21 protein-coding genes are annotated in these 26,633 nt (G+C 75.7%); 5 read left to right on the top strand and 16 right to left on the bottom strand.

Annotated features, from left to right (window positions below; genetic code table 11):
* The coding region (locus C6N75_RS07195) for a class I SAM-dependent methyltransferase (protein WP_322888034.1) at positions 1 to 1,562 on the top strand (1,562 nt) is incomplete at its 5' end.
* A 50-nt stretch (positions 1,563 to 1,612) separates the two neighbouring features.
* A complete protein-coding gene (locus C6N75_RS07200; RefSeq protein ID WP_105868009.1) occupies positions 1,613 to 3,013 on the top strand; it encodes an FAD-binding protein in 1,401 nt (466 codons plus the stop codon).
* A 104-nt stretch (positions 3,014 to 3,117) separates the two neighbouring features.
* Here C6N75_RS07200 and C6N75_RS07205 read toward each other — a convergent pair whose 3' ends face one another.
* Entirely contained in the window at positions 3,118 to 3,564 is a 447-nt protein-coding gene (locus C6N75_RS07205) for an enediyne antibiotic chromoprotein (RefSeq protein WP_105868010.1), read from the bottom strand.
* A 328-nt stretch (positions 3,565 to 3,892) separates the two neighbouring features.
* Here C6N75_RS07205 and C6N75_RS07210 point away from each other — a divergent pair, with 328 nt between their 5' ends.
* Positions 3,893 to 5,500 carry an MFS transporter gene (locus tag C6N75_RS07210; RefSeq protein WP_105868011.1) on the top strand — a complete coding sequence of 536 codons (1,608 nt, stop codon included), beginning with the start codon at positions 3,893 to 3,895 and terminating at the stop codon, positions 5,498 to 5,500.
* 250 nt (positions 5,501 to 5,750) lie between these two features.
* A complete protein-coding gene (locus C6N75_RS07215) occupies positions 5,751 to 6,569 on the top strand; it encodes an alpha/beta fold hydrolase (protein WP_105868012.1) in 819 nt (272 codons plus the stop codon).
* Positions 6,570 to 6,630: 61 nt separating this feature from the next.
* Here the strand turns inward: C6N75_RS07215 and cmdF are convergent, their stop codons facing one another.
* The 3 genes from cmdF to C6N75_RS07230 form a co-directional block, all read right to left on the bottom strand.
* Positions 6,631 to 8,244, bottom strand: a complete 1,614-nt coding sequence (cmdF, locus tag C6N75_RS07220) for a tyrosine 2,3-aminomutase (RefSeq protein WP_105868013.1) — start codon at positions 8,242 to 8,244, stop codon at positions 6,631 to 6,633.
* 112 nt (positions 8,245 to 8,356) lie between these two features.
* Positions 8,357 to 9,856, bottom strand: a complete 1,500-nt coding sequence (locus tag C6N75_RS07225) for a class I adenylate-forming enzyme family protein (protein WP_105868014.1) — start codon at positions 9,854 to 9,856, stop codon at positions 8,357 to 8,359.
* Positions 9,853 to 10,884, bottom strand: a complete 1,032-nt coding sequence (locus tag C6N75_RS07230; protein ID WP_105868015.1) for an FkbO/Hyg5 family chorismatase — start codon at positions 10,882 to 10,884, stop codon at positions 9,853 to 9,855. The genes C6N75_RS07225 and C6N75_RS07230 overlap by 4 nt, the downstream gene beginning before the upstream one ends.
* 414 nt (positions 10,885 to 11,298) lie before the next feature.
* On the opposite strand from C6N75_RS07230, the gene C6N75_RS07235 reads away from it, so the two are divergent.
* A complete protein-coding gene (locus C6N75_RS07235) occupies positions 11,299 to 12,831 on the top strand; it encodes an MFS transporter (RefSeq protein ID WP_146132504.1) in 1,533 nt (510 codons plus the stop codon).
* A gap of 58 nt (positions 12,832 to 12,889) precedes the next feature.
* Here C6N75_RS07235 and C6N75_RS07240 read toward each other — a convergent pair whose 3' ends face one another.
* The 12 genes from C6N75_RS07240 to C6N75_RS07295 form a co-directional block, all read right to left on the bottom strand.
* Positions 12,890 to 14,125 (bottom strand): ATP-grasp domain-containing protein, encoded by a 1,236-nt coding sequence (locus C6N75_RS07240; protein WP_105868016.1) that lies wholly within the window; start codon positions 14,123 to 14,125, stop codon positions 12,890 to 12,892.
* Positions 14,122 to 15,084: a PLP-dependent cysteine synthase family protein gene (locus tag C6N75_RS07245; protein WP_105868017.1), complete on the bottom strand. Its 963-nt coding sequence runs from the start codon at positions 15,082 to 15,084 to the stop codon at positions 14,122 to 14,124. Before C6N75_RS07245 ends, C6N75_RS07240 begins: the two co-directional genes overlap by 4 nt.
* 64 nt (positions 15,085 to 15,148) lie before the next feature.
* Positions 15,149 to 15,820 (bottom strand): serine O-acetyltransferase EpsC, encoded by a 672-nt coding sequence (epsC, locus tag C6N75_RS07250; RefSeq protein ID WP_105868018.1) that lies wholly within the window; start codon positions 15,818 to 15,820, stop codon positions 15,149 to 15,151.
* Between the two features lie 38 nt (positions 15,821 to 15,858).
* A complete protein-coding gene (locus tag C6N75_RS07255; protein WP_105868019.1) occupies positions 15,859 to 17,220 on the bottom strand; it encodes an ATP-grasp domain-containing protein in 1,362 nt (453 codons plus the stop codon).
* A complete protein-coding gene (locus C6N75_RS07260; protein WP_105868020.1) occupies positions 17,217 to 18,479 on the bottom strand; it encodes an ATP-grasp domain-containing protein in 1,263 nt (420 codons plus the stop codon). The genes C6N75_RS07255 and C6N75_RS07260 overlap by 4 nt, the downstream gene beginning before the upstream one ends.
* A gap of 236 nt (positions 18,480 to 18,715) precedes the next feature.
* The gene (locus C6N75_RS07265; protein WP_105868021.1) at positions 18,716 to 19,633 is read right to left on the bottom strand and encodes a GNAT family N-acetyltransferase; all 918 of its coding nucleotides are present in this window, start codon (positions 19,631 to 19,633) and stop codon (positions 18,716 to 18,718) included.
* Between the two features lie 429 nt (positions 19,634 to 20,062).
* Complete coding sequence (locus C6N75_RS07270) at positions 20,063 to 20,386, bottom strand: hypothetical protein (RefSeq protein WP_105868022.1); 324 nt, start codon at positions 20,384 to 20,386, stop codon at positions 20,063 to 20,065.
* Positions 20,387 to 20,566: 180 nt separating this feature from the next.
* Entirely contained in the window at positions 20,567 to 22,348 is a 1,782-nt protein-coding gene (locus C6N75_RS07275) for an NAD(P)H-dependent oxidoreductase (protein WP_105868023.1), read from the bottom strand.
* A gap of 2 nt (positions 22,349 to 22,350) precedes the next feature.
* Positions 22,351 to 23,799 carry a dihydroorotase gene (locus tag C6N75_RS07280; RefSeq protein WP_105868024.1) on the bottom strand — a complete coding sequence of 483 codons (1,449 nt, stop codon included), beginning with the start codon at positions 23,797 to 23,799 and terminating at the stop codon, positions 22,351 to 22,353.
* Positions 23,787 to 24,905 carry an acyl-CoA dehydrogenase family protein gene (locus C6N75_RS07285; RefSeq protein ID WP_105868025.1) on the bottom strand — a complete coding sequence of 373 codons (1,119 nt, stop codon included), beginning with the start codon at positions 24,903 to 24,905 and terminating at the stop codon, positions 23,787 to 23,789. The genes C6N75_RS07280 and C6N75_RS07285 overlap by 13 nt, the downstream gene beginning before the upstream one ends.
* Positions 24,902 to 25,966 (bottom strand): PrpF domain-containing protein, encoded by a 1,065-nt coding sequence (locus C6N75_RS07290; RefSeq protein ID WP_105868026.1) that lies wholly within the window; start codon positions 25,964 to 25,966, stop codon positions 24,902 to 24,904. Before C6N75_RS07290 ends, C6N75_RS07285 begins: the two co-directional genes overlap by 4 nt.
* The coding region (locus C6N75_RS07295) for an asparagine synthase-related protein (protein ID WP_219852853.1) at positions 25,963 to 26,633 on the bottom strand (671 nt) is incomplete at its 5' end. The genes C6N75_RS07295 and C6N75_RS07290, both read right to left, overlap by 4 nt.

Here is a 26,633-nt window from a genome sequence, read left to right on the forward strand (position 1 = left end):
CCGCCCTCACCGACGCCCCCGCCGACGCACCGCTCGACGCCCTCGTCGACGCCTTCGTGCGCTCCGCCCCGGCCGCGGCCCCCGAAGCCTTCCGCGCCCTGGTGGACGCCGTGTGGGACGACGCCGGCGACGGCACCGCGCACCCCGGCGCCCTCGCCGCCGTCCCCGTGCTGGCGCACGCCCTCACCGACGCCCCCGCCGACCGCAAGGGCCAGCTCGCCGTGCTGCTGGGGCTGCTGGCCGAGAGCGAGTACCCGCGGCTCGACGGCCCGCTGGCCCGCGCGGTCCACGCCCACCTGGACGCCTACCTGGAGCTGCTGGCCGCGAAGGACGCCGGGCAGCCGCTCACCCTGGCCGTGCTCTACCTGCTGGCGCACTTCCCCGCCGAGCGCGACCGGGTGCTGGCCGCCGCCGCCCCGCTGGACCTGGCCGCCGAGGACCTCTCCCGCCTGGAGCGGGCGCTGGCCGTCCTCGACCCGGAGATCCCCGACCTCGGCCGGGTGTGGCCCTCGCCGTCCGCGTGGACCCTCAACGCCGACGAGCGCGCCTTCGACCAGAGCTGGATCAGGGAGCTGACGCCCGAGCAGCTCGCCGCCAACTGGGAGAACGACACCCGCACCGTGCTCGGCTGCACCGGCGCCCGCGCCTACTGGTCGGTGTGGCACGGGGATCCCCGCAACCTGCCCGCCGCCGCCGTCCCCGAGCGCCGCGAGGTCACCGCCCCGGTCGCCGACGCCACCCTCTTCGCCCCGCACATCGGCGCCCTGCGCTGCCCCGCCTGCGGCGGCGGCCTGACGGCCCGCGAGGGCGCCGCCCGCTGCGAGCGGTGCGGCTCCCGCTACCCGGTCGCCGGCGGCATCCTCGACCTGACCGCCACCGCGCCCGCCGACGGCGAGGACGGCGACGCCGCCGCCGACTTCCTGGAGAAGCTCTCCCGCGTCCCCAGCATGGGCCTGTTCTACGAGGCCGTGGCCCGCCCCGCGTTCCTGCGGGTCTCCGGCTCCGACTGGGGCGGCGAGGTCGCCCCCGCCGACGAGGACCGCTACCTCGCCGAGCACATCCGCCCCGTCGACGGCCCCGTCCTCGACCTCGGCGCGGGCGCCGGCCGCTGGACCGCGGTGATCGCCGAGACCGTCGGCGCCGACCGGCTGATCGCCCTGGACGCCGCCCTGCCCATGCTCAACGTGCTGCGCGGCCGGCTGCCCGAGGTCCCCTCCGTCCTCGCCTCCGCCGCCGAACTGCCCTTCGGCGACGCCTCGCTGGGCGCGGTGGTCTGCTGGAACGCGCTCCAGGCGTTCTACGCCGACGCCGGCGCCGCGATCGCCGAGGTCGCCCGCGTCCTGCGGCCCGGCGGCACCTTCACCCTGATGACCTTCCGCCGCTCCGACGACCCGGTCTACCGCCACTTCCAGTCCGCCCACCGCTTCCCGCAGCACCAGGGCGGACTCCAGCTGTTCGACGCCGCCGACCTGCGCCGCTGGCTGGCCGACGCCGGGCTCGCCGTCCGGGAGGAGAGCGGCCCCGGCACCTTCGTCTTCCTCACCGCCGTACGCGAGCACTGACCGCGGGCCGGTCCACCGCCCGTCCACCCGACCCGAGGAGAACCACCCCGATGACCCTCCCCTCCGACGTCCTCCGCACGGCCCAGTCCGCGACCCTTCCCGCGCCCGGCAGCCCGGAGTACGAGGAGGCCGCCGGCGTCTTCAACCTGGCCGCCCCGGCGCGCCCGGACGCCGCGGTCACCGTCCGCACCGTCGCCGAGGCGCGGGCCGCGCTGCGCGCGGCGGACGCCCGCGGCCTGCCGGTCCGCGTCCACACCACCGGCCACGCCGCCGGCGCCCGCCGCCCGGTCGACGGCGGCGTGCTGCTGCGCACCCGCCTGGCCGGCGGCGTACACGTCGACCCCGTGGCCCGCACCGCCCGCGTCCCGGCCGGCGCCACCTGGGGCGAGGTCGTCGCGGCCGCCGCGCCGCACGGACTGGCCGCCGCGCACGGCTCCGCGGCCGGTGTCGGCGTGGTCGGCTACCTCCTCGGCGGCGGCGTCAGCTTCTACGGCCGGCACACCGGGATCGCCGCCAACAGCGTCCGCGCCGTCGAACTCCTCACCGCCGACGGCGAGGAGGTGCGGGCCGACGCCGCCGCCGACCCCGAGCTGCTGTGGGCGCTGCGCGGCGGAGGCGGCGGCTTCGGCGTCGTCACCGCCGTGGAGATCGGACTCTTCCCGGTGGCCCGGGTCGTCACCGGCGGCGCCTACTGGTCCGCCGCCCACGCCCGGCCGCTGCTCGCCGCCTGGCGCGACTGGGCCGCCGGCGCGCCCCGCCGGGCCACCACCTCGCTGCGGATCATGAACCTCCCGCCGGTGCCGGGCGTCCCGCCCGTCCTGGCGGCCGGCCCGGTGCTCTGCGTGGACGGCGCGGTCCTCGCGGCCACCGCCGACGAGGAGCCCGAGGCCCGCCGTGCGGCCGACGCCCTGCTCGCCCCGCTGCGCGCGATCGCCGAACCGCTGCTGGACACCTGGGCGCTCACCGACGCCGCCGGGGTGCTGGACGCCCACATGGACCCGGCCGACCCGGTGCCGTTCGTCGGCGACCACCTGCTGCTCTCCGGGCTCGGCGACGACACCGCCGACGCCTTCCTGGGCGCGGTCGGCGAGGGCTCCGGCTCCCCGCTGGCCGTCGCCACCCTCCGCCAGCTCGGCGGCGCCTTCGCCGAACCGGCTGCCGGGGGCGGGGTGCTGGACCACACCGACGCGGCCTACGCCTACATGGGTTCCGGCCCGCCGTTCGGCCCGGTCACCGTGGCGGCCCTGGAGGAGCACTGCGCCCGGGTGCGCGCCGCCCTCGCGCCCTGGGACACCGGCCGCACCATCCCTTCCCTCGTCGAGGGCGCCGGCCGGCCGCAGCGCCATCTGGACGCCGAGCAGACCGCAGCGGTGGACCGGGTGCGCGCCCGTCTGGACCCGCGCGGCCGCTTCACCGGAGACATCGCGCCCGGCGCGACGTCCTCCCGCTGACGCGCCCCTCTCCACGCCCGAGCCCCCGGGCGGTCGGCTGGCTGCCGAACGGCCGGGGGCTCCGGAGGGTGTGCGTGGGGGGAGTGACCCGTCTGCCACCCGGGTTACTTGAAGGAGACCACCTGGCCGCCGCCCTCACCCGTGCCGCTGCCCAGGCCGACCTGGGTCTGGATCTTCTTGGCGTCCACGGTGCCCCACACCGCGCCGTCGGCGGTCACCACGGCGGTGAAGGAGCTGCGCACCGTGAAGGTGGTGTTGATCTTGCCGGAGGCGTCCGAGGTGATGTCCTTGCCGGTCTCGGCGTTGCAGCCGTACTTGCCCGGCTCGACGAAGGCGCACTGGCCCAGGTGGAAGACGGTGTTCGGGGTCAGGCCGGAGGCGGTGACGCTCACCTGCTGGCCGTCGGCGAGAGCGGAGGCCGGGGAGACCGCGACGACCGGGGCCGAGGGGGCCGCCACCGCGGCGGGCTGGACGGCCAGCGCCAGGCCGGCGGCCAGGCCGGCGGCGGCGACGACACGGGTGGCGGTGCGGAACGAGGTCTTGGCGTTCATGTCATGACTCCATATCGAGTGTGAGGGGACGTCGAGACAGCCGGACGATTCAGCACCTGCGCCGAACTCCCGTACTCAGAAAGCGAGTTGGGGCCGCTTCCCGCTGTCTGCAAATGACATTAGGCAGTGGTGATCACCCCCGGCATCTTCCAGGTTGCTTCACGAAACTCACTCCGACGGGTGCACAGGACGGCACGCAGCGAGATGCGCCCGCACCGCCGGGCGCGCCACGCTCCTGGGTGGGCCCGACCGGCCACGTGCGCGAGACGCGCGAGACATCGGGCCCGCCTCCGTCACCACCACCCACGACTACGGGAAGAACAGGCAGATGACTTCAGGCGGTGCTCCCAAGGCCGGGCGCAAGGAGTGGATCGGGCTGGGAATCCTCGCCCTGCCCACCCTGCTCGTGGCCCTCGACGTCTTCGTCCTGCTGCTCGCCCTGCCGCACCTCAGTGCGGACCTCGGCGCGGACAGCAACCAGCAGCTCTGGATCATGGACATCTACGGCTTCATGGTCGCCGGCTTCCTGGTGCCCATGGGCACCCTCGGCGACCGCATCGGCCGCCGCAAGCTGCTGCTCATCGGCGGCGCGGCCTTCGGCGCCGCCTCGCTGCTCGCCGCCTTCGCCACCAGCCCCGGCATGCTCATCGCCGCCCGGGTGCTGCTGGGCGTGGCCGGCGCGGCCATCACCCCCTCCACCCTGGCGCTGATCTCCACCATGTTCCAGGACGCCAAGCAGCGGGCCGCCGCCATCGGCATGTGGGCCAGCTGCTTCACCCTGGGCGCCATCATCGGCCCGATGCTCGGCGGCGTCATGCTGGAGCACTTCTGGTGGGGCTCGCTCTTCCTCATGGGCGTGCCCGTGATGGTCCTGCTGCTGGCCATCGGCCCCAGGGTGCTCCCCGAGTCCGCCAACGCCGAGGCCGGCGGCATCGACCTGCCCAGCGTCGCCCTCAACCTCGGCACCGTCCTGCCGGTCATCTACGGCATCAAGGAGATCGCCCGCAACGGCTTCAGCCCGCTGTACGCGGCCTCCCTGGTGATCGGCGTCGTCCTCGGCGTGCTGTTCGTGCGCCGCCAGCGCGCCCTGGCCTCCCCGCTGCTGGACGTCACCCTCTTCAAGCACGGGCGCTTCAGCGCCTCGCTGCTCGGCCTGCTCGCCTACAGCCTCATCGGCGGCACCGTGATGCTGCTGATGACCCAGTACTTCCAGGCGGCCCAGGGCATGACCCCGCTGGAGGCCGGCCTCGGCCTGCTCCCGGGCATGGCGGCGGCCACCGTCTCCTTCATGGTCTGCCCGCTCATCGCCCGCAAGGTGCGTCCGGCGTACGTCATCGGCGCCGGCATCGCCGGCGTGGTCGCCGTCCTGGCGGTGTTCTCGCAGCTGGACGCCGAATCCGGCTCCGCCACCCTGATCGCCGGCTTCGCCGTCTTCTCCTTCTGCGGCGCCCCGGTGGTCGCCCTCGGCACCAACATGGTCGTCGGCACCGTCCCGCCGGAGAAGGCCGGTTCGGCCGGCGCGCTCTCCCAGATCAGCAACGAGTTCGGCGCCGCCCTCGGCGTCGCCACCCTGGGCACCCTCGGCCTGGCCGTCTACCGCAACCAGGTGGACGGCGCCATCCCGGCCGAGGTCCCCGCCGCGGCGGCGGACGCCGCCCGCGACAGCGTCTCCGGCGCCGCGGCCGCCGCCCAGGGCCTGCCGCAGCAGATCGCCGACGCCCTGATGGAGCCGGTGCGCACCGCCTTCACCGGCGGCATCCACACCGTCGCCGCGGTCAGCGCCATCCTGATCGCGCTGGCCGGCGCGTTCTTCGTGGTCAAGATGCGCCACATCCCGCCGATCGGCCAGGAGGAGACCCCGGCGGCCCCCGCCGACCCCGACCAGCCCTCCAAGGCCCAGCCGACGGACCAGCAGGACCAGACCCTGGCCGTCTGACCCCGACCCCGACCCGACTCCGCCCCCGACCGCACCGCCGAGCGCCGCCACCCCACCGGGTGGCGGCGCTCATACGTACCCCGACTCCCGCTCAGTCGACCACCCATTGCATTGATGTCCCTCTCATTGCAACAAAAGGCGCGCGCTGAGCTGCGCTAACGCAGACCCAAAGCAACAACTTAGTTGCGCATCGAAGAAAGGCAACGTAGCTTTTCCATATCAGGAAACAGAGATCGCAACGGAGGACCCCATGCGACCCAACGCCTCAGCCGCCACCCCCGCGACCCCCTGGACCGGCATGGTGCGGGTCGACGACACCGCCCTGGCCGTCACCGACACCGGCGGCCCCGGCATCCCCGTGGTCTACCTCAACGGCCAGTTCGCCACCCAGGGCTACTGGCGGCGGGTCGTCGCCGAACTCGGCCCCGACTGGCGGCACCTCACCTACGACGAGCGGGCCCGCGGCAGGTCCGAGCGCTCGGCCGACTACTCCTTCGAAGCGGCCGTCCGGGACGTCGACGCCGTCCTCGCCGCCCGGAACGTGGACCGGGCCGTGCTGGTCGGCTGGTCCTACGGCGCGGTCGTCGCCGCGCACTGGGCGCACCGCAACCCCCGACGTACCCTCGGCGCGGTCCTGGTCGACGGCGCCTTCCCGCACGACTGGCTCGACGCGGCGATGGAACAGCGCATCCGCACCCTCTTCAAGCGGTTGGGCTGGTTCACCCCGCTGCTGCGCCCCACCGGCCTGACCCCGCGGATGACCCCCGCCCAGCAGGCGCAGAGCAACATCGAGCTGGGCCGGCTCTCCCGCGAGAGCGCCCTCGGCCCCGTACTGGACGCCGTCACCGTCCCGGTGCGCTACGTCGTCGCCTCGGGCACCTCCTTCGGCAGCCGCGGCGACGAGCAGGAGCGCATCCGCGCCGGCCTGGACGCGGTGACCGCCCGCAACCCGCACATCCGGATCAGCGCCAAGGTCGCCGCCAACCACGGGGCGATCCTGAAGAAGAACTTCCGCGACGTCGCCGCCGCCGTCCGCGAGGCCGCCGCCCCCGCCCGCGAGGACGACTGAGACGGCCCCCACCCCGGTACCCCGGGACGGGGGCCGTGCGCGGGCGCCGCGGGCGCGCCGGTCAGCGCAGCTCGACGCCGGTCTGCCGGTCCAGCGCGGAAAGGAACTCGCCACGTGACAGCGCCGCCGCCACCAGCTCGATCTCGTCCGCCATGTGCCGGTCGGCCTCCAGCGTCGGCACCAGGGAGCGCACCGCCCGGTACGTGGCCTGCGAGGCGGGGGACAGGTCCGCGAAGCGCCCGGAGACGTCCACCGCCTGGGCGGCGGCCAGGAACTCCACGGCCAGGATGCGGTTGTTGTTGCCCAGCACCCGGCGGGCGTTGCGGCCGGCGATCAGGCCCATGCTGACCACGTCCTGGTTGTCGCCGTTGGAGGGCACCGACTGGGTCGAGGCCGGGCCGATCGTCCGGTTCTCCGCGACCAGGGCCGTGGCCGGGTACTGGGCGCCGGCGAAGCCGCAGTTCAGGCCGGGCTCGGCGGCCACCAGGAACTCCGGCAGCCCGTAGCTGAGGTGGCGGTTCAGCAGCCGGTTGAGCTGCCGCTCGGCGAGCACCCCGAGCTGGGTCAGCGCGATGGTGACGAAGTCCAGGACGAACGCGATCGGCTGCCCGTGGAAGTTCGCCCCGTGGAAGATCTCCTCACCCTCGAAGAACAGCGGGTTGTCGTTGGCCGAGTTCAGCTCGATCTCCAGCTTGTCCTGCGCGTGGTACAGCGTGTCGCGCACCGCGCCCAGGATCTGCGGCACGGCCCGCAGGGTGTACGCCTTCTGCAGATAGGTGTCGGTGCGCTGGACCGCCTCCCCGTCCTTGCGGACGTCCTGCACCTGGCGGCGCAGCTCCGCGTGGTCGGCGACCAGCCGGCTGCCGGCCAGCAGCGCCCGCATGTTGGCGGCCGAGTCGATCTGCCCCCGGTGCGGCCGGGCCACCTCGTGCCCCTCGGCGAGGAACGGGCTCGCCGATCCCCGCATGACGTCGTTGAGGAGCGCGGACACCAGCTCCGCCTGCCGGGTCTGCACCAGCGCGCGGCCCACCACCAGCGAGCCGAGACCGGTCATCGCCGAGGTGCCGTTGATCAGCGCCAGGCCCTCCTTGAACCGCAGGCTCAGCGGCGCGATGCGCTGCTCGCGCAGCACCTCGGCGGTCTCCACCCGGCGGCCGTCACGCAGCACGTACCCCTCGCCGATCAGGGTGCTCGCGATGTGCGAGAGCGGCACCAGGTCGCCGCTGGCGCCCAGCGAGCCGATCTCCGGGATGGCCGGGACGATCCCCCGGTTCAGATAGAGCGCCAGCCGCGCCAGGATCTCCGGCCGCACCGCCGAATGGCCCTTGGCCAGGGTGTTCAGCCGCGCCGCCACGATGGCCCGCGCCTCGTCCTCGGCGAACAGCGGGCCCACCCCGGAGCTGTGGCTGCGCACCAGGTTGGTCTGGAGCTCGACCTCCTTGGACTTGTCGACCTGCATGTAGATCATCTCGCCGTACCCGGTGGTGACGCCGTAGATGGGCATGTTGCGGCCCGCCAGGTCCTCCAGCATGGCCCGGCTGCGCAGGGTGCGCTCGACCGCCTCGGGGGCGACCGAGGCCGGCGCGCCCTCCTCGGCGATCCGCCGGACGGCGTCGAGCGTGAGGGTCCGGCCGTCGAAGGAGACGGCGGCGGTGGAGATATCGACGGAGGTCAACGCTTTCACTCCAGGCGTAGGCGGGGCGGAGGCGGATGACGGACCCGGTGGGAACGGGCCCGGACGAAACGGGGGAGCGGACGGGGCGCGGACGACGGCGCCCCTCCGGGGATCAGCGCAGGGCGTCCGCAGCGGCCAGCTCGCGCACGGTGCGGCGCAGCAGCTTGCCCGTCGCACTGCGCGGCAGACGGGCCACGAAGGCGATGTCCTCGGGCACCTTGTACCAGGTCAGCGACGAGCCGCAGGCGCCGAGCAGTTCCTGCCGCAGCGCCCCGGCGGCGGTCTCGTCCCGAGCATGGCGCAGAACCGCGTAGGCCCGCAGCACGGAGATGCCCGAGTCGCGCCGCACCGCGCACACCGCGGCCTCCTTCACCGCCGGGTGCGCCATCAGCCGGTCCTCGATCTCCGCCGGATGGACGTTGACACCGCCGACGATCTCCACGTCGTCCAGCCGGCCGTGCACCCGCACGTAGCCGTCGGCGTCCATGGTCGCCGCGTCGCTGGTCGCGTACCACTCGCCCGGCGCGAGGCGGGCCGGGGCGGCGCCACCGCGGGGGACGCCGGGCCCGATGGTCGGACCGGACACCTCCAGACGGCCCTCCACGCCCGCCGGCACCTCGGAGCCGCTGTCGTCGACGATCCGCAGCCGGTAGGGAGCCAGCACCCGCCCCAGGGTGAACTCCCGCACGCCACCCGGTCCGTTGGCCAGAACGGCATGCCCGATCTCGGTCGTGCCGTAGACGTTGAGCAGCCGCGACCCCAGGATGCCGCGCAGCCGGCGCTCCAGCGAGTCGGGCAGCACCTCCCCGGCCACCACCGCCGCCCGCAGCGAGCCCAGCACCCGCTCGGCGTCCGGATGGCCCAGCATGTGCGCGAAGAACGTCGGCTGGCTGTAGAAGACGGTCACCCCGTACCGCTCCAGCACCGCCAGCGAGTCGCCCGGCGCCAGCCGGCGCGGCGTCAGCACCGCGCTGCCGCCGGTCAGCAGCGGGAAGAACAGCGAGTTGCCCAGCCCGTAGGCGAAGTTCATCCGCGGCACCGAGTAGCTCACGTCGCCGGCGGCGACGCCGACCGCCCCGCCGGCCGCCGCGGTCAGGATCTCCGGGTCCCCGTGCGTGTGGAAGCACAGCTTGGGGCCGCCGGTGGTGCCCGAGGTGAACGCCGCGAAGGCGGGCGCGTCCGCGCCCACCGGGGCGTACGGCGGGACCTCGGCGTCCGCTCCCGGCGCGCCGGGAGCCAGCGCCGCCGGGTCCAGCACCGGGGCGTCGAACCGCTGCGCGCACGCGGAGTCCGCCACCACCAGCGCGGGCTCGGCCACCAGGCCCGCCCGGCGCATCTCCTCCGGATGGAACATGTGGTTCACCGGCACGGCCACCGCGCCCAGGCGCAGCGCGCCGAGGAACGCCCACACGAACGCGATGCCGTCGGGCAGGGCGATCAGCACCCTCGCCCCCGGCCCCACGCCGCGGGCCGCGAACACGGCGGCGGCCCGGTCGGCGCCCGCGAACACGTCCCCGAACCGGTACACCGCGTCGTCCTCGAAGTACGCGGGACGCTCCAGCCATCCCCCGCGGGCGGCGGCGTCGGCCAGCCGCCGGACGAAGTTGCTCATCGGCAGATCCCCTCTATCTCGACCAGCAGGTCGGAACGGCACACGTCCACCTGGAAGTAGGCGACGTCGGCCGTGGCACGGAACGCGGGCGCGCAGCGGGCGCGCACGGCCTGAAGGTCGCCGGCGTCGCGGACGTAGACCTTCACGCAGTCGAGGTCGGACAGCGCCCAGCCGCCCGCCAGGCCGTGGCGGCGCAGATTGTCCGGCGACACCAGCGCCTCGATGTTGGCCAGGGTGAGAGCGCACTGCCGGTCGGCGTCGCCGGGATGCACCGTGTCGTCGCCGAGGATGCTGGCCGTCCCGGACACGTACAGCACCGGCCGGCCGCCGGAGCCCGGCTCCAGCAGCGTGGCGCGGGCGAAGCTCGGCGGCCTGGGGCCGTACGCGGCCGGATACCGGTGCGCCGGGGTCTGGCGCGGGTTCTCCAGATGCCGGGGCCGGCCGGAGCGGCAGGCCAGGAAGTACAGGTCGATCCCCGGACGCAGGGCCCCGATGCCGGTCGCCGCGGGCATCCCGCCGATCCGGCCGGACCAGCTCTCGAACGCCTGGGCCCGGCCCACGCAGAAGTCGCGGTAGACCTCCATCCCCTCGGCGTTCGGCCCGGTGATGTCACCCACCAGGTTCCACATGCGCAGCAGCTCGCGGTGGCCCAGCCGCCACATCAGGGCGAAGGCCCGCTCGTACACCTCGCGGACCTGCTCGCGGTACACGCCGCGCTCCTCGACGCGCACCGAGCACAGCAGGTGCTCGCCGTCCGTCGCGTACACCAGGTCGCCGTCCCGGCCCGAGCGCACCGGGCGGTCGGTGGTCCACACCTCGGTGACGCGCTCCGCGCCGGCACCGGTCATGGCGGCCCGCACCAGCGGCGCGCCGCCCAGCAGCACCGGCGGCCGGCCGGTGTGTCCGTAGGTCACCCGGCCGAGCACCCGCCGGCCGGCGAGGCGGTCCCGTTCGTCCTCGCCGGGCCTGACGAAGAAGCAGTCCAGAGCGGCCGTCCGGGCCGGCGCGCCGGTGTGCGTCGCGGTCACGATGTCCTTCCCGCCGCGGCGGCCGCGGCATGGGGCGTGGTGGTCGGGGCCGGGTCGGGCGCCCGCGGCCCGGCGGCGGGAAGCCGGGCCGCCCGCGCCCGGAGCACCGGCACGGCCCGTGCGGCCGACCCGGTCGCGGCGGCCCGCCGGCACGGAGCGCGGGCCCGGCCACGGTCGTGGCCGCCCGCGGTCCGGCAGGCGCGCACCGCCGGAGAGCCGCTCCTCAGCGCGCGGCCCCCCCGCCCGTGGCTGACCGGCAGACTGCGTGAACCGGCCGGCGGGTGTCCACGGCGACTTGGGCAAGCCGCCGCCGCCCCGGCGGGTCGAGGGCACTCGGCCAAGTCCGCTTGCCGACGGCCGCCGCACCCCCTGGGATGTCCCGCGGACACCTACGGAAAAGGGGGACGGCGGCACATGGCGGACCGACTCGTCGGCGAACGACCCGGGACACACCCGGACATCGGCACACCACCCCCGGCCGGCCCCCCGGGCGGCGGCCGCGCCGCCCACGCCGTTCCCGCCGCCGGCCCCCCGGCCGCCGGACCCGCGCCCGCGGACGCCGCGGCGGCGCGGCGACGGCGGCGGGCGCTGGTCCTGCTGCTGATCGGGCCCTTCCTCTCCCTCTTCGACCAGTTCTGCGTCAACCTCGCCGCGCCCTCGGTCGACGGTTCCTTCCCCCTCACCCCCTTCGCCTTCCAGGCCGTGGTCGGCGGCTACGGCCTGGTCTACGGCCTGGGCCTGATCACCGGCGGCCGGCTGGGCGACCTCTTCGGCCGGCAGCGCGTGTACCGCGTCGGCATCGCCGTCTTCGCGCTCACCTCACTGGCCTGCGCGCTGGCCTGGTCGCCCGGCGCCCTCATCGCGGCCCGGCTCGCCCAGGGCGCCGCCGCCGCGCTGCTCCAGCCCCAGGTGCTCGCCCTGATCCGGACCCGGTTCCCGGCGGCCGAACAGCCCAAGGCGCTGTCCTGGTTCGCCGTCTCGATGAGCCTGGGCATGGTGTCCGGGCAGGTCCTCGGCGGGGCGCTGCCGGCCTGGGACCTGCTGGGCCTCGGCTGGCGTCCGGTCTTCCTCGTCGCCGTCCCGCTGTGCCTGGCCGCGTACCTGCTGCTGCCCGCCGCCCTGGAAGCCGACCGCCCGACGCGCTCCCCGGCCGGACTGGACCTGCCCGGCGCCGTCCTCGGCGCGGCGTCGGTGGCACTGGTGCTGCTGCCGCTGGCCGCCGTCCGCGAGTGGCCCTTCCTGCCCACCGGCCTGGCGCTCGGCCTCGCCGGATGCCTGCTGGCGGCCGTCTTCGTGCGCAACCAGCGCGCCAGGCTGCGCGGCGGGCGGCCGGCCCTGCTGCCCGCCGACCTGTTCGCCGTGCCCGTCTTCGTCCACGGCGTCCTGGTCAACTTCCTGCTCTACATGGCCAGCGTGCCGTTCGCGGTGGTCCTCGCCCTGTACCTCCAGGACGAGGCGGGCCTCGGCTCCGCCGGGGCGGGCCTGGCCTTCACCCCGGCCGCCGTCGCCATCGCCGTCGGCTCGCGGATCGCCGTGCCGCTGCGGGCCCGCTTCGGCGACCGGGTCCTCGTCGCCTCAGCCGCCCTGATCGCCCTCGGCCTGGCGCTGGCCCCGCTCGCGGCCGCCCTGCCCGGCGACGGCGCCGTGCTGCCGGTGCTGCTGGCCGGCATGGCCGTCTACGGCGTCGGCAACGGCATGCTCGTCCCCCTGCTGACCGGCATGGTGATGAGCAGGGTGCCGCCTGGGGACGCGGGCGCCGGAGCGGGCGTCCTCGCCACCACCCAGCAGCTCGCCGCCGCCCTCGGCATCGCCGTCGTCGGCATCGTGCTCTACCCGGCCTCGTCCGGACTGGCGCTGCGCTACACCCCGGCCATGGTCGCGGAGGTCGCCATCGCCCTGCTCGGCGTCGCCCTCTGCGCCCGGCTCGTCGCCGTCGCCCGCCGCTGACGGAGACGGCCCCCGCCCCGGTACTCCGGGACGGGGGCCGTGCGCGGGCGCCGCGGCGTCAGCCGATGTCCAGCCCCGCCCGGAACCACGTCTCGGCGACCCGGATGCGGGCCTCCGTCTCGGCGCGGTCGGCGCCGGCGACGATGAAGGCGGCCAGGAAGTCACCCGAGTGCGAGGCGTCCGCCACGGTGTCGCCGACCCGCGCGTACGCCGTGTACTTCACCACCCCCGGCGGCAGCGTGCCCGGGTCCGGCAGCGACCGCAGCACCCCGGGCCGCTTGGTGAACAGCAGCTGCCCGGCGATCCGCTCCGGGTCACGCCGCCGCCCGGCGTCCACCGGCAGCCCGAGCTGACGGCGCACCGGGTACTCCATCGGGTCGAAGCCGAACAGCTCCCGCTGCACGTCCCGCACCCCGGCGCCGCCCGCCCGGGACGCGGCCTCGCACAGCACCAGCTCGCCGCCGGGGGTGCGGAACACCTCGATGTGGAACGCGAAGTGCTCCGGGCCGCCGAACGCCGCCAGCACCCGCTCGCCGAACGCGACCAGCTCGCGGGCCACCGGATCGGCCGGGTCCAGCGCGATGTCGACCCGGCCCTTGCGGTCCCGGAAGTCGGCCAGCGCGTAGCAGTACTGCGACGGCCACAGCGTGGCGATCCGGCCGTCCAGCACCGTGCCGTCCACATGGCACATCGAGCCCTCGACGAACACCTCGGCCAGCCACTCCGGCTCACCGTCGGCCCCGGTCAGCGGCCCGGCCTCGCGCAGCCAGTCCTCCAGGTGCCGCTCCTCCCGCAGCACCGCCACGCCCACCGACAGCAGCCCCTTGCGCGGCTTGACCACCACCGGCAGCCCGTGCCGGCCGGCGAACCGGCGCAGGTCCTCGCCCGAGCGCAGCAGCGCGTGCGCGGCCACCGGGATCCCGGCGGCGACCGCCGCCTGCTTCATCACCCACTTGTCCCGGTACACCAGCGCCGAGTCCGGCCGCTGCCCCGGCAGCCCGTACCGCTCGCGCAGCACCGCCGCCCGCTCGATGTCGAACTCCTGGCAGGCCACCACCTCCGTGACGCCGAACTCCTCGATCAGCTCGGCCGCCCGCTCGGCGACATGCGCCCCGGTGTCGTAGTCCGCCAGGACCTCGGCGTGCACATACGGCGACCCGCTCGGCAACTCCTCCCCGAACAGCGCCAGTTGCTCGGCCGAACCGAGCAGGACGATCTTCTCGCCGTGGTCGGCGAGCCACCGCTCGTAGGGGTTGGCGCGCAGCGAGCCGCGGTGCAGGACGAGCGTGGTCATGCCGAAGTCCCTTCGTTCCAGATGCTGACGTAGCGCTCCCCGGTGTCGGGGAGGACGGTGACGATCGTCCGGCCCGCGTAGGCCGGGTCCCGGGCCAGCAGCACCGCGCCGTACACGGCCGCCCCCGAGGACAGCCCCGCGAACAGGGCCTGCTCCCGGGTCAGCGCCCGCGCGGTCTCCAGCGCCGCCTCGTCGGAGCAGGTGATCACCCGGTCGATCAGCGAGACGTCGGTGGTGGGGGAGACGAAACCGCCGTTGAGGCCCGGGATGCGGTGACTGCCGGCGTACCCGCGGGAGAGCACCGGGGAGCCCTCCGGCTCCACCGCGACGATCTCCAGCGCCGGGTTGCGCTCCCGCAGCAGCCTGCCCGCGCCGGTCAGGGTGCCGCCGGTGCCGACCCCGGCGACCAGCACGTCCACCCGGCCGCCGGCGTCGGCCCAGATCTCCGGCCCGGTGGTCTCGTAGTGGGCCAGCACGTTGTCCGGGTTCTCGTGCTGGCGCACGTACCACGAACCGGGGATCGCGGCCTGGACCTCCTCCGCCTTGGCGATGGCCCCGGCGAACCCCTCGGCGCTGGGCGTCTGCACCACCTCCGCGCCCAGCGCCGCCAGCAGCCCGACCCGCTCCGGCGTGGCGCTGTCCGGCAGCACGACCACGCAGCGGTAGCCGCCGCGGGCGCACAGCGCGGCCAGCGCGATCCCGGTGTTGCCCGAGGTGGACTCCACCACGGTCCCGCCGGGGCCCAGTTCGCCGCGCAGCTCGGCGCCGCGCAGCATCGCCAGCGCGGCCCGGTCCTTGCTGCTGGCGAACGGGTTGGCCGCCTCGATCTTGGCCAGCACCTCCGCGCCGGGCGCGGCGCCCGGGACGGCGAGGCGCACCAGCGGCGTGTTGCCGATGAGTTCTTCCAGACCGGCGGCGACGCGCCGCCCGGCGGGTGCGGAGAGGAGGTCGGTGGTCACCGTGCGGACTCCAGGTCTCGTGGTCGTGGTCGGGGGACGGAGGGAACGGCCGGCGGGCGGGCGGTCACCAGGACCCCGCCGACGCCAGCGCCCGTACGGCGTCGGACACCGACACCGGCACGGCGGCGGCCCCGGACCCGGGCCCGGCGCCGGGGTCCGGGTCCGGCCCGGACACGGTCTTCAGCGGCGGCGCCGGGCGGACGACCGAGCGGGCCGCGTACACCCGGGCCCCGGGCGGCAGGTCCTCGGTGACGGTGGCCATCGCGCCCACCATGGCGTGGTCGCCGATGGTGACCGGCCCCAGTACGGTCGCGTTGGCGCCCAGCACCACCCCGTCGCCGACCACCGGGTGCCGCCGGGCGCCCGGCGGGCGGTGGTTGTCGGTCCACCAGCCCACCGCGCCCAGCGTCACCTGCTGGTAGATCGTCACGTCGTCGCCGACCACCGCGGTCTGCCCGATCACCACGGACGACCCGTGGTCGATGAACACCCGCCGCCCCAGCACCGTCCCCGGGTGGATCTCCACCCCGGTACGCCGCCGGGAGACCCGGGCGACGACCCGGGCGGCCAGCCGCCACCGCCGCCGGTACAGCTCGTGCGCCACCCGGTGCGCCCACACCGCGGACAGCCCCGTGTGGCCGACCGCCTCCCACCGGCTGCCCAGCGACGGATCCCGGTCCACCACCACGGCCAGGTCCTCCGCCAGCGTCCTCAGCAGTCCTGGTTCGCCCGCCATGTCCCCCGCTCCTTCCCGTGCCACGACCCGACGCCCCCTCAGCCGACCCGGACCGGCGCACGCCCGGCCGAGGGGACGGCCGAGGAGACGGACGCGGCCACGGGCGCGGAGCCCGGCCCGGGGACGCCGCCGTCGACGACCGCGGCCGCCGCCGGCTCCACCTCCACCCGGATGTCCTCCCGCCCCAGCCGCTCGGCCAGTTCCACCGCGGCGTCGGTGTCGGCGGCCGTCACCACCACGTTGCCGATCCGGTCCCAGTTGTCCCGCAGCGGGCGGACGGTGTCGCCCGGCCGCACCGACACCTGCGCCAGCAGCACGTCGGGCCGGGCCCGCACCGCCTCCACGCCCTCGACGGCCGTCACCGTGCCCGGCTCGCGCAGCACCGCCCGCATCGCGGCGGCGGCCAGCGGAGCCGGCGCGGCGGCCGGCGGCTCGGTCAGCCCCAGCGGCCAGGCCGCCCCGTAGGCGATCATGTCCACCCCGTACGCGGCCTGCACCAGCTCCACGATGTGGTCGCCGCCCAGCCGGTTGTGCGACTCGATGACCATCGGGCCGCGCGAGGAGAGCCGGATCTCGGTGTGGCTGGGCCCGTCGGTGACCTCCATCGCGGTGAGGAACTCCTCCACCGCGCCGACCAGCCGGGCCCGGTCGGCCTCCGACACCCGGGCCGGCACCGCGTGGCCCAGCTCGGCGAAGTGCTCCTCGCTGGTCAGCTTCTCGGTGACCGCGACGACCACGTGCCGGCCGGCGAAGCTCAACGCCTCCACGCTGAACTCCGGCCCGTCGATGTAGGACTCCATCAGGAAGCCGTCGACGGTGAACATGGTCGAGCCGCGGTCGGTGCGCCCGCCGTCCAGCTCCCGCACCCGCGCCCACACCCGGTCCAGGTCCGCCGGGTCCTCGGCCCGGATCAGCCCGAAACCGGCCGTGGTGGACAGCGGCTTCACGATGAACGGGTACCCGGCCCGCTCCCCGAACTCCGCCAGCGACGCCCGGTCGGCGACCAGCCCGGCGTGCGGCGCCGGCAGCCCCCGCTCGTGCAGGTGACGGCGCATCAGCCACTTGTCCCGCATCCGGCGGCTCACCTCGTACCGCCGCCCGTCGGTCAGCCCGAACAGGTCGCCCAGCCTGCTCGCCGGGTTCAGCCCCGGCTCGGTCAGCGAGACCACCGCGTCCACCCGGTAGACGGCGTGCGCCGCCTCCGCGAACGGGCGCACGGTGTCCCAGTCGGTGTAGTCCACGACCAGCAGCACGTCGGCGGCGCGCGTCTGGTAGGCGGTGACCTTGTCCGGGTGCTGGATCAGGACGACCTTCACGCCCAGCGCGGCGTACCGCTCCAGGTGCGCGTCCACACCCCCGATCAGCAGCACGGTCTTCCCCTGCGTGGCGGTGTCGCTCATCGGTCGGTTCCCTTCGGGGCGGCGGCCAGGGCGGCCTCACGGACGTCGACCCGCAGCAGCCCGCGGACCCGGGCGATCCGGTCGGCGGCGTCCGCGGGCGACTCGGCGTCCACCACGACATAGCCGTGGCGGGTGAACGAGCTGGTGGTGGCGGGCAGTTCGTCGCCCGCGGCGAACGGGAAGTGCAGCGCCTGCACATAAGGCAGCGCCCGGATGGCGTCCAGCCCGGCGACCGACTCCAGCTTCCCCGGGGTCAGGAAGAAGAAGCCGACCGAAGCGGTGTGCCGGGGCGCCGGGACGCGGAGCGGCTCCCCGGCCAGCGCGCGGAAGATCGCCGCCTCGATGTCGAAGTCGGCGGCCGTCTCGATCAGCAGCGGGATGCGGTCGCCGCCCAGCCTGGTCTGCGACTCCACGATCCGCGGCCCGGCGGCGGTCAGGATCACCTCGGTGTGCGCCGGGCCGAAGCGGTAGCCGGCCAGGTCCAGCAGCCCGATGACGACCGCGTGCAGCGCGCCCCGCGCCTCCTCCGCCAGCGGCGCCGGATGCACATGCGAGATCTCCACGAAGTACGGGGCGCCGGTGGTGCGCTTGGCGGTGACGCCGACGACGTGGTGCACCCCGTCCACGGACAGCGTCTCCACGCTGTACTCCGGGCCCGCCAGATACTCCTCCACCAGGTACGGGCCGGCCAGCTTCGCCTCCGCCACCCGCGCCGTCCACTCCGCCAGACCGGCCGCGTCGCGGATCAGCGCCACGCCCCGGCTGCCCGAGGCCCGGGCCGGCTTGACCACCACCGGCAGCTCCATCCGCGCCACCGCCGCGGCCACCCCCTCGGCCGTGGCGGCCGGTTCGGAGCGCACCGCGGACAGCCCGTGCTCGGCCAGCAGCCCGCGCATCGCCGCCTTGTCGTTCAGCAGGGTGATCGCGGAGGCCGGGTTGCGGGAGACGCCCAGCGCCTCGGACTCGGCGACCACCGGCGGCATCGACTCCTCCGCGCCCAGGTGCAGCACCGTGCCGATGTCATGGGCGCGCACCGTCTCGGCCACCAGGGCCCGCAGCCCGGCCTCGTCGGAGAAGTCCGTCAGCAGCAGCTCCCGGGCGTGCTCGGCGACCTCGTCGAGGTAGCTCCGCTCCCGCAGCGACGGGTCCCAGATCGCCCACACCTCGAAGCCGGCCTCGGCGGCCTTGCGGACGAACTGGCTGTAGGGCATCACCATCAGCAGCCGCTTGGCCGCGCCGGCGGAGGTCGGGACAGTCATGGCAGGGGGCTCCGTTCTCGTACGCCGACGCGTACGGCAGGCTTCACGAACATCGGGGCCGGTTGGCCGGATCGGGCCGGTCGGGCGGGCGGTTCGCCGCCCCCGGCGGGGACTTGTCGAAGAAGCACCGACGGTCTTCCGGCCGCTTTCGCGGCCGCGGCGGGTCGGTATCGTTGGGGTCGGACATCAGGGTCGGGCCCGGTCGGGAGCCCGGCCCCCGCTCTCCGCCCGCCGGATCAGCCGTCGGTCCGGTGGAAGCGCGTCACCACCCGGAAGCCCTGGACCGGCAGCACCCGGCTCAGCGTCCGGTGGTCGGTCAGGTCCCCGGTGTCCAGGCCGGCCAGGGCCCGCACCGCGCCCAGCGCGCGCAGCTCGCCGAGCACCGAGGTGAGCAGCGCCAGCCCGATGCCCAGCCCGCGGAAGGCCGGGGCCACGGCCACGTCCAGCACCCGCCCCTCCGACGGGGAGCCCTGCGCCAGCGCGTAGCCGGCCGGCTGACCCGACACCTCCACCACCTTCGCCACCCCGCCGATCTCCCGCAGCCTGTCCAGCGACGCGCCGAACACCGCCGCGTCCCGCGTCCGCGGCCCCGCGCCCAGCGCCCGCAGGTGCAGCGCGTGCAGCTCGGCCGTGTCCCCGGGCCCCGCCCCGCGCAGCACCGCCTCCTCGGGCAGCAGCAGCGGCAGCAGCGGCTCGGTCAGGTCGACGTCGTACTGGCCGGTCACCGCCTCGGGCGCGAACCCGGCCTCCTGGAGCACGGCCGGCACCACCGGGTCGCCGCCCAGCACACCGCCGACGCTCACCGCGTACGACCGGCCGTGCTGCGCCTCCAGTTCGTCGGCCCGGTCCAGCAGCAGGCACAGCAGCACACGGGCCGCCTGCTCGCCGTGCCGCCCGGGCAGCGCGGTCAGCCCGGCCTGCAACGTGTCGCCGCGCGGGGTCAGCACCGCCCAGCCCAGCACCTCGCCGCCCGGCGTCGTCAGGCACCAGCTGTTGTCCTCGTAACCGGGCAGGCCGGCCTCCAGCAGGATGTCCTCCCGGGTGCAGGTGGCCACCCCCGTCACCAGCTCCTCGCAGGAGCGCACCAGGCGCAGCAGGCTGTCCAGCGGGACGTCGGCCGGCCGCCTGACGGCGAGCTGTCCGTGCGGAGTCATGGATCGTGCCCCCCTTTCTGGGGGAAGTCGGCTCCGGCGGTCGGGCCGGAGATGCGGACCCTCCGGGCGCCGGGTCGGCGGCGCCCGGAGGCCCAGGCCGGAAATCCCCTTCCACGCGTCCGGTCCGGGAATTCGGACGGACGGTGAATTCGGACACCGGATCCCGGGGCCGGGACACGGGGGATATCCCGGCGTAATCGGATGCTACTGGCCGCCGTACCGGCTCCGTTCTCCGAGAATGCTCAAGTCAGGACCCCTGTGGGCGAAGAGCGCACACCCCGAGACGCGCACCGGAGAAAGCCTCCGCACCAGGTGTCGATTCCGGCCCCGCGTCACATCCCGAATACCGTCCGTACCGCACCCGGAAATACCGTCCACACCGCACCTGAATTCCCGATTCGTCGAATTCCCCGGCCCTGTCGGCCGGTCCTACCGGCCGTGCGGAGCGACCGCCACGGAGCCCGCCAGCAGCGCCTCCACCGCCCGCGGTTCGAAGTTCACCGCGCTGGACCAGCCGCCGCCCGCGAGCCGGAACCACACCGAGCTGGTGATGACCCCGCCCGGGTGCTGGTCCTCCACCACCTCGTCACCCGGCGACCAGCCCTCCGCCCGGTAGCCGGCGGCCGCGTCCGGCAGGTCCAGCCGGATGACCGGGCTGTCCAGCGACGGCCCGGACCGGATGTTGGAGTCCCGCCACACCGGCCCCAGCGGGGCGCCCGGCAGGACGTGGAACTCCGGGGACGACGTCGACATGTGCTCTCCTCGCCGCGTGCAGGGACGCACGCTCATCAGTTCTCCGCGTCGGTTCACGTTCACGTCCCCGTACGAGTACGGGAATGGGCACGGGCCCGGCGTACGCGCCCGGCGTGCGGCGCCCGGCGTACGGGCCCAAGCCGCCCCGTCCCGCACGCCACCGTCCTCAGGCCATCAGCCTCAGGCCACCGCGCCCAGCGGCGCCGGCCGCGGCTCGGTGGCCGCCCGGGCGCGGGCCAGCCACACCACCTGCGACGCCATCTCCACCAGCCGCGCCGCGTCCGGCTCGGGGTCCGCCCCGGGCCGCGGCTGCTCCGGGGCGCGGGCCACCGCCACGCCCACCGGCGTCGGCCAGCCGCGCAGCGCGTGCCCGATGGTGCGCAGCGTCGTCAGCGTCGAGACCGCGCCCTGCGCCGCCGCCCCCACCGCGACCGTGCCGATCGCCCGGCCCTCCAGGTACGGCACCGGCCCGCCGATGTCGTTGACGTAGTCCAGGGCGTTCTTCAGCAGCCCCGACACCGTCGCGTGGTACGTCGGCGAGACCAGCACCACCCCGTCCGCGGCGCGCAGTTCGGCGAGGAAGCCGGCCACCGCCGCGTGGGTCTGCGCCAGGCCCGGCCGGTACGCCGGGAAGTCGATCTCCGAGCCGGTGAACACCCGCGCGTCCGCGCCCAGTTCGGCGCACCGGTCGGCGCACCACGCGGCCACCCGGTCACACGTCGAACCGGGCCGCAGCGAGCCGCTGACCAGCACGATCCGCGGCGCCCCCGCCGTCCCGGGGGCCGTCGCGGCAGCCCCCGGCCGCCAGGCCAGCACGTCCGCCGACTCGGCGTCCTTGCGGCCGGCCGCCCTGAAGCCCGCGTTGCGCCGCTCCTCGCCGTCCCGGTCCGCGCCCTGGTCCAGCGCGCCCTGGCGGCGGGAGGCGAGGACCACCGCGGCGGTCCGGCCCATCCGCTCCCGGGCGTAGCCGGCGAGCGCTTCGGGCACCGGGGCGTCCGAGGCCAGCGCCTCGGTCAGCACCGCGGCGTCCTCCAGCGCCATGTTGGCGCCCTGCCCGAGCGCCGGCACCATCGGATGGGCGGCGTCCCCGAGCAGCGCCACCCGGCCGTCCACCCAGCGCGGAGCCGGATCCCGGTCGTGGATGTCGGTGACCACCACCTCCTCCGCGGCGGCGGCCCGCACCAGCTCCACCACCGGCGGGTACCAGCCCTCCAACGCCTCCAGCAGCGCCAGCCGCGCGCCCTCCGCGCCCCGGGCCGGCCACAGCCCCTCCGGCGCGGTGATCTTGGCCGTCCAGTAGAGGGTGTCCGCGCCGACCGGGGCGACGAACAACTGGATGCCGCGGCCGTTGACGACGTACCCGCGCTGCCCGAGCGAGGAGCCGGTGGTGCGGCCGCGCACCGAGCTGTAGCCGCGGTAGACCGGCGGTCCGTCGTCCAGCATCCGGGCGCGCACCACCGAGTGGATGCCGTCCGCGCCCACCAGCGCGTCGCACTCCACGGCCGTGCCGTCCGACAGGTCGGCGACCACGTGCCCCGGGTGCGCGGTGTAGCCGGTGACGCCCGTCGCCAGGCGCACCGCCGCCCCGGCGGTCAGCGCCTCGTCCAGCAGCGCCCGGTGCAGGGCGCTGCGCAGCACCGGGATCTGCGGCGTGCCGCCGTCGCCGCCCGCGTCGCCGACCGCCTCCTCGGCGAGCACGGTGCCGGCCGCGTCCATCAGCACCCGCACCTCGCCGGGCCGGGTGACATGGCCGACGGCCCGCAACCGCTCGCCGAGCCGCCCGCCGAGCGCGTCGGCGGCCCGCACCCCGTTGGGGTAGACCACCAGCCCCGAGCCGCCGCCGCCGATCCGCCCGGCCCGCTCCACGACGGTCACGTCGACGCCCCGGGCCGCCAGGCCCACGGCCGCCGCGAGCCCGCCGATCCCTCCGCCCGCCACCACGACGGACCGTCTCCTGGCCATGGTCATCCCCTCAGCGCGGCGGCCGCCGCCGGTGTCGAGTCCAGTGGTGCCCGTGCCGAATCCGGTCCCGCCAGCAGCTTCCCGTCGTACGCGCCGTACGCGCCGCTCGCGGCGTCCCACACCGTGCGGCCAGCGCGCAGGGTGCGCTCCACCCGCCCGGTGAACGTCCAGCCCTCGTACGCCGACCAGCCGCACCGGCTCTCCACGTCGTGCGCGGACAGCATCCACGGCGTGTCCGGGGCGAAGACGACCAGGTCGGCGTCGGCGCCGGGCGCGATCCGCCCCTTGCCGGGTAGCTTGAACAGCTCGGCCGGCTCCTGCGACAGGTGCCGCGCCAGCCGCGCCGCGGCGACATCCGGGTCCTCCTCGGGCCGGCGGCGGCGCATCCCCGTCCACGCCGCGACCGCCAGCTCCTGCACCCCCGGCAGCCCCGGCGGCGACGCGGCAACCGACCGGGTCTTCTCGGCGACGGTGTGCGGGGCGTGGTCGCTGCCCAGCGTGCTGAGCTGCCCCTCGAACAGCGCCCGCCACAGCCGGTCCTGGTCCCCCTGGCCGCGGATCGACGGCGACAGGCGCGTACGCGCGCCCAGCCGCCGGGTGTCGGCGTCGGTGAACGACAGATGGTGCCCGGTGACCTCGAAGGAGACCGGGTAGCCGGCGGCCCGCGCCGCGCACACCAGGTCCGCCTCCTCGGCGCTGGACAGGTGCAGGATGTGCGCCCGCGTCCCGTGGCGCCGCACCAGCTCCACCACCCTGGCGACGGCCACGATGCCGCCGCTGCGCGGCCGGCGCCGCTCGTACTCCGTGTAGCTGCCGGGCTCGCCCCACCAGGTGTCCAGCAGCGCGAACAGCCCGTCGTCCTCGGCGTGCAGCACGAGCTGCACCCCGCCCTCGGCGGCCGCCGCGAACGCCCGCTCCAGGGTGGCCGGGTCGCGCACCACCGTCGGCGCGGTGTGGTGGCCGGCCATGAACACCTTCGCGCTGGTGGCCACCGACGGATCCAGAGTGGCCAGCAGCTCCGGGCGGGCCGGGTCCAGGCCGATGTGGAAGCGCATGTCCACCAGCGAACGGCCCGCCACCATCGCCGCCTTGTCCAGCAGCGCCTCCGGCGAGAGCGTCGGCGGCACCGTGTTCGGCATGTCCATCACCGTGGTGACGCCGCCGCGCACCGCAGCCCGGCTGCCGTGCTCCCAGTCCTCCTTGTGCGTCAGCCCCGGGGTGCGGAAGTGCACATGGGAGTCGATCAGCCCCGGCAGGACGTAGTCGTCGCCCGCGTCCAGCCGCTGCGCCGACGCCGGCGCGGCGTCCGTGTCGGCGACCGCGAGGATCCGCCCCGCCGCCACCAGCACATGGCCCGGCCGCACCCCCTCCGGGGTGACCAACCGCCGCCCGCTCACCACCAGTTCCGGTACGAGCCCGCCGCCCGCCGTCTGCCGCGTCAGCCGTTCCATGTCGCCGCCACCAGCTCCCGGCACAGGTCGTTGGTCGGGCCCATCAGCCCCACCCCCCGCGCGTCCCCCAGCAGCCGCCCGATCCGGGCGCCCTCCCGGTATCCGGCCGAACCCAGCATGCGCGCCACCTCCAGGCACACGTCCTCCGCCGCCGCGGTCGCGTGCAGCTTGCTGTGCAGCGTCATCAGCCCCACCTCGGCCGAGGTCCGCGCCCCCGCCACGGTCACCACCGCGCGGGCCGCCTCCAGCCTGGTCGCCAGCTCCGCCAGCCTCAGCCGCACGGCCGGCAGCCCCAGCAGACCCTGCGCCCCGGCGTGCCCGACCGCCAGGTCGAGCGCGGCGCGGGCGATGCCCACCGACACCGCGCCGAGGCTCGCCCCCGACTCCCGTACCCCGGCGATGATCCCCACCGCCCCGCCCTCCGGCCCCAACCGGTCCGCGTCCGGCACCACGCAGTCCGCCAGCGCGACCAGCCCGGTCGCCGAGCCCCGCATCCCGGCCAGCTCCAGGCCCAGATCCGGCACCAGCCCCGGGTTCGCCGCCTCGACGAGGAAGAACGTCTGGCCCTGCGCCCCGTAGCCGTCGCCGGTCGCCACCGGCTCCGAGGTCTGCACCAGCACCAGATACAGGTCGGCGACCCCCGCCCCGGTGGTGAACGTCTTCGACCCCGACAGCAGCCACCGGCCGCCGTCGATCCGCCGCCCGCCGCTGGCCAGTCTCCGCTTGGCCGCGCCGGCGCCGCTCTCGCTCCACGCCGACGCCGCCAGCAGACCGCCGCCGGCCAGCCTCGGCAGCCACCGCTCCCGCTGGGCTGCGCTGCCGTGCTCGGCGATCCGGGCGCTCACCGCGAAGTGCTGGAAGGCGATGATGGCCACCGACGGGTTGACCGAGGCGATGTCCTCCACCACCCGGTTGACCAGCCCGCCGCCCCCGCCCAGCCCGCCGTGTTCCACCGGCACCGCCGCGCCCAGCAGCCCCGAGCCCCGCAGACCGGCCAGCGCCTCCGGATCCGGCTCCCCGGCCGCGTCGGCCTTGTCCGCCGACCGCGCCAGCAGCTCCCGCAACTCCGCCGACAGCAGCGGCTCTCCCTCACGCGGCGGCCTCATGCCGCCGCCCCCGACAACGCCAGGCACCTGGCGACCTCCTCGAACTGAAGATGACTCAGCGGTGTCAGGACGAACGAGCCCTGGAAGAGGACCCGTTTGCGCGCGACGGTCGCCCACAGCAGGGCCCCGTCGCCATCCGGCCCGGCGGCCGTGGTGACGGCGCTGACCGCCGTACGCCCGCCCGGCGTCTCGATCTCCAGCGGGCCGTCGCCGCCCGCCCCGTGCTCGGCGGCGATCCGCCACGGCACCGTCCCCGGCACGCCGACCGCCGCGCCCAGGCACACCACCCCGGTCAGCGCGATCGACGGATGCCAGCCCGGCACCGTCACCGCCCGCGCCGCCAGCCCGCCGCCGTCCCCCGGCAGCAGGGCCGCGATCTTCGGGAACGCCCCGCCGCGCGGCCAGCCCAACCGGTCGGCCGCCGCCGCCCGGATCCGCTCCAGGCGCGCCAGCAGCTCCGGCCCGGCCGCGAACAGCGCCGCCTGGTCCGGCACCCCCAGCGTGCGGGCGTCCACGAAGGCGTAGATGTTGGCGCTGTCCACCAGCGACACCTCGACCCGCTCCCCGGCGGCCGCCAGCACCGTACGCGGCGACCCGGCCGGCAGCAGCGCGGCGAACGGCACCGGCGAGGTCTGCACGAACGTCACCGTGAACCGCGCCCCGTCCCGCTCGACCCGGTCCACCTCGCACACCACGCTGTCGCCGTTGTTGCGGACATGCACCCGGATCCGGGCCCCCGGCACCAGCCTCGGCAGCATCCCCGACCGGGCCGCCGCCGACACCGCCGCCAGGATCGAGTGCCCGCACGAACCGCGCAGGTCGAACAGGTCCTCCCCGCCCGGCAGCGCCTGCACGAACCGGTAGTCCAGGTCGAACATCGGATGCGCCGACGGCTCCACCAGCGCGATCTTCAGCACATGCGCGCCGCCCGCCGACACCAGGTAGCGGCGCGCCTCCGCCAGATGCGCCAGCAGCGCGGAGTCCTCGCGCGGCAGCCGGCCGGCGTCCAGCACGAACGTCGGGCACGGGGCCCCCACCGCGTACGCCAGATGCCCGATCACGCCGCCACCGCCAGCGATCTCGCCGCGCCCGGCTCCACCCCGGCCGCACCCGGCCGGTCCGCCGGGCGCCGGAACTGCTCCTCCCACACCCGGTGCACCAGCAGCGCCCACAGCGCCAGCGCCGCCGTGTCGTCCGGGCGCTCGGCCTGCGCGGCGAACAGCCCCTCGACGGCCCGCCCGTCCAGTCGCCCGCCGGCCGCCAGATCCGCCGGCGCCAGCAGGTCCCGGGCGTACTCCCACAGCGGCGCGCCCGGCCGCAGCATCGCCGTCACCGGCAGGGTGAACGGCTGCTTGGGCCGCGACAGCACCGACTGCGGCAGCAGCCCGCCGGCCGCCGCGTAGAGCGTCCGCTTCACCTGGCCCCCGCCGATGCGCCGGTGGTCCGGCAGGGCCCGGCCCAGCGCCATCACCGAGCGCTGGCAGAACGGCAGCCGCGCCTCCACCGAGGACGCCATCGACAGGTGGTCGACCCGGCGCAGATGGTAGGCGGGCAGCCGGCTGCCCAGCTCGAAGCGGGTGATCCGCTCCAGCACCGTGCCCGGCCCGTGCAGCAGATCCTCCCGGGCCGCCGCCGGCAGCGCCGGCTCCCCGGCGGTGAACGCCCGGTACTCCTCGGTGTACAGCCGCTCCCGCAGCGCCGCCGGGGCCGCCGACAGCGCGTCCAGCT

The organism is Streptomyces solincola (genome assembly GCF_002982015.1).
GTDB lineage: Bacteria > Actinomycetota > Actinomycetes > Streptomycetales > Streptomycetaceae > Streptomyces > Streptomyces solincola.

Bases quoted from the DNA above. Each gene is read 5' to 3' on its own strand.
- C6N75_RS07200 (WP_105868009.1), top strand. From the start codon at position 1,613: ATGACCCTCCCCTCCGACGTCCTCCGCACGGCCCAGTCCGCGACCCTT.
- C6N75_RS07205 (WP_105868010.1), bottom strand. From the start codon at position 3,564: ATGAACGCCAAGACCTCGTTCCGCACCGCCACCCGTGTCGTCGCCGCC.
- C6N75_RS07210 (WP_105868011.1), top strand. From the start codon at position 3,893: ATGACTTCAGGCGGTGCTCCCAAGGCCGGGCGCAAGGAGTGGATCGGG.
- C6N75_RS07215 (WP_105868012.1), top strand. From the start codon at position 5,751: ATGCGACCCAACGCCTCAGCCGCCACCCCCGCGACCCCCTGGACCGGC.
- C6N75_RS07225 (WP_105868014.1), bottom strand. From the start codon at position 9,856: ATGAGCAACTTCGTCCGGCGGCTGGCCGACGCCGCCGCCCGCGGGGGA.
- C6N75_RS07235 (WP_146132504.1), top strand. From the start codon at position 11,299: ATGGCGGACCGACTCGTCGGCGAACGACCCGGGACACACCCGGACATC.
- C6N75_RS07240 (WP_105868016.1), bottom strand. From the start codon at position 14,125: ATGACCACGCTCGTCCTGCACCGCGGCTCGCTGCGCGCCAACCCCTAC.
- epsC (WP_105868018.1), bottom strand. From the start codon at position 15,820: ATGGCGGGCGAACCAGGACTGCTGAGGACGCTGGCGGAGGACCTGGCC.
- C6N75_RS07255 (WP_105868019.1), bottom strand. From the start codon at position 17,220: ATGAGCGACACCGCCACGCAGGGGAAGACCGTGCTGCTGATCGGGGGT.
- C6N75_RS07260 (WP_105868020.1), bottom strand. From the start codon at position 18,479: ATGACTGTCCCGACCTCCGCCGGCGCGGCCAAGCGGCTGCTGATGGTG.
- C6N75_RS07265 (WP_105868021.1), bottom strand. From the start codon at position 19,633: ATGACTCCGCACGGACAGCTCGCCGTCAGGCGGCCGGCCGACGTCCCG.
- C6N75_RS07270 (WP_105868022.1), bottom strand. From the start codon at position 20,386: ATGTCGACGTCGTCCCCGGAGTTCCACGTCCTGCCGGGCGCCCCGCTG.
- C6N75_RS07275 (WP_105868023.1), bottom strand. From the start codon at position 22,348: ATGGCCAGGAGACGGTCCGTCGTGGTGGCGGGCGGAGGGATCGGCGGG.
- C6N75_RS07280 (WP_105868024.1), bottom strand. From the start codon at position 23,799: ATGGAACGGCTGACGCGGCAGACGGCGGGCGGCGGGCTCGTACCGGAA.
- C6N75_RS07285 (WP_105868025.1), bottom strand. From the start codon at position 24,905: ATGAGGCCGCCGCGTGAGGGAGAGCCGCTGCTGTCGGCGGAGTTGCGG.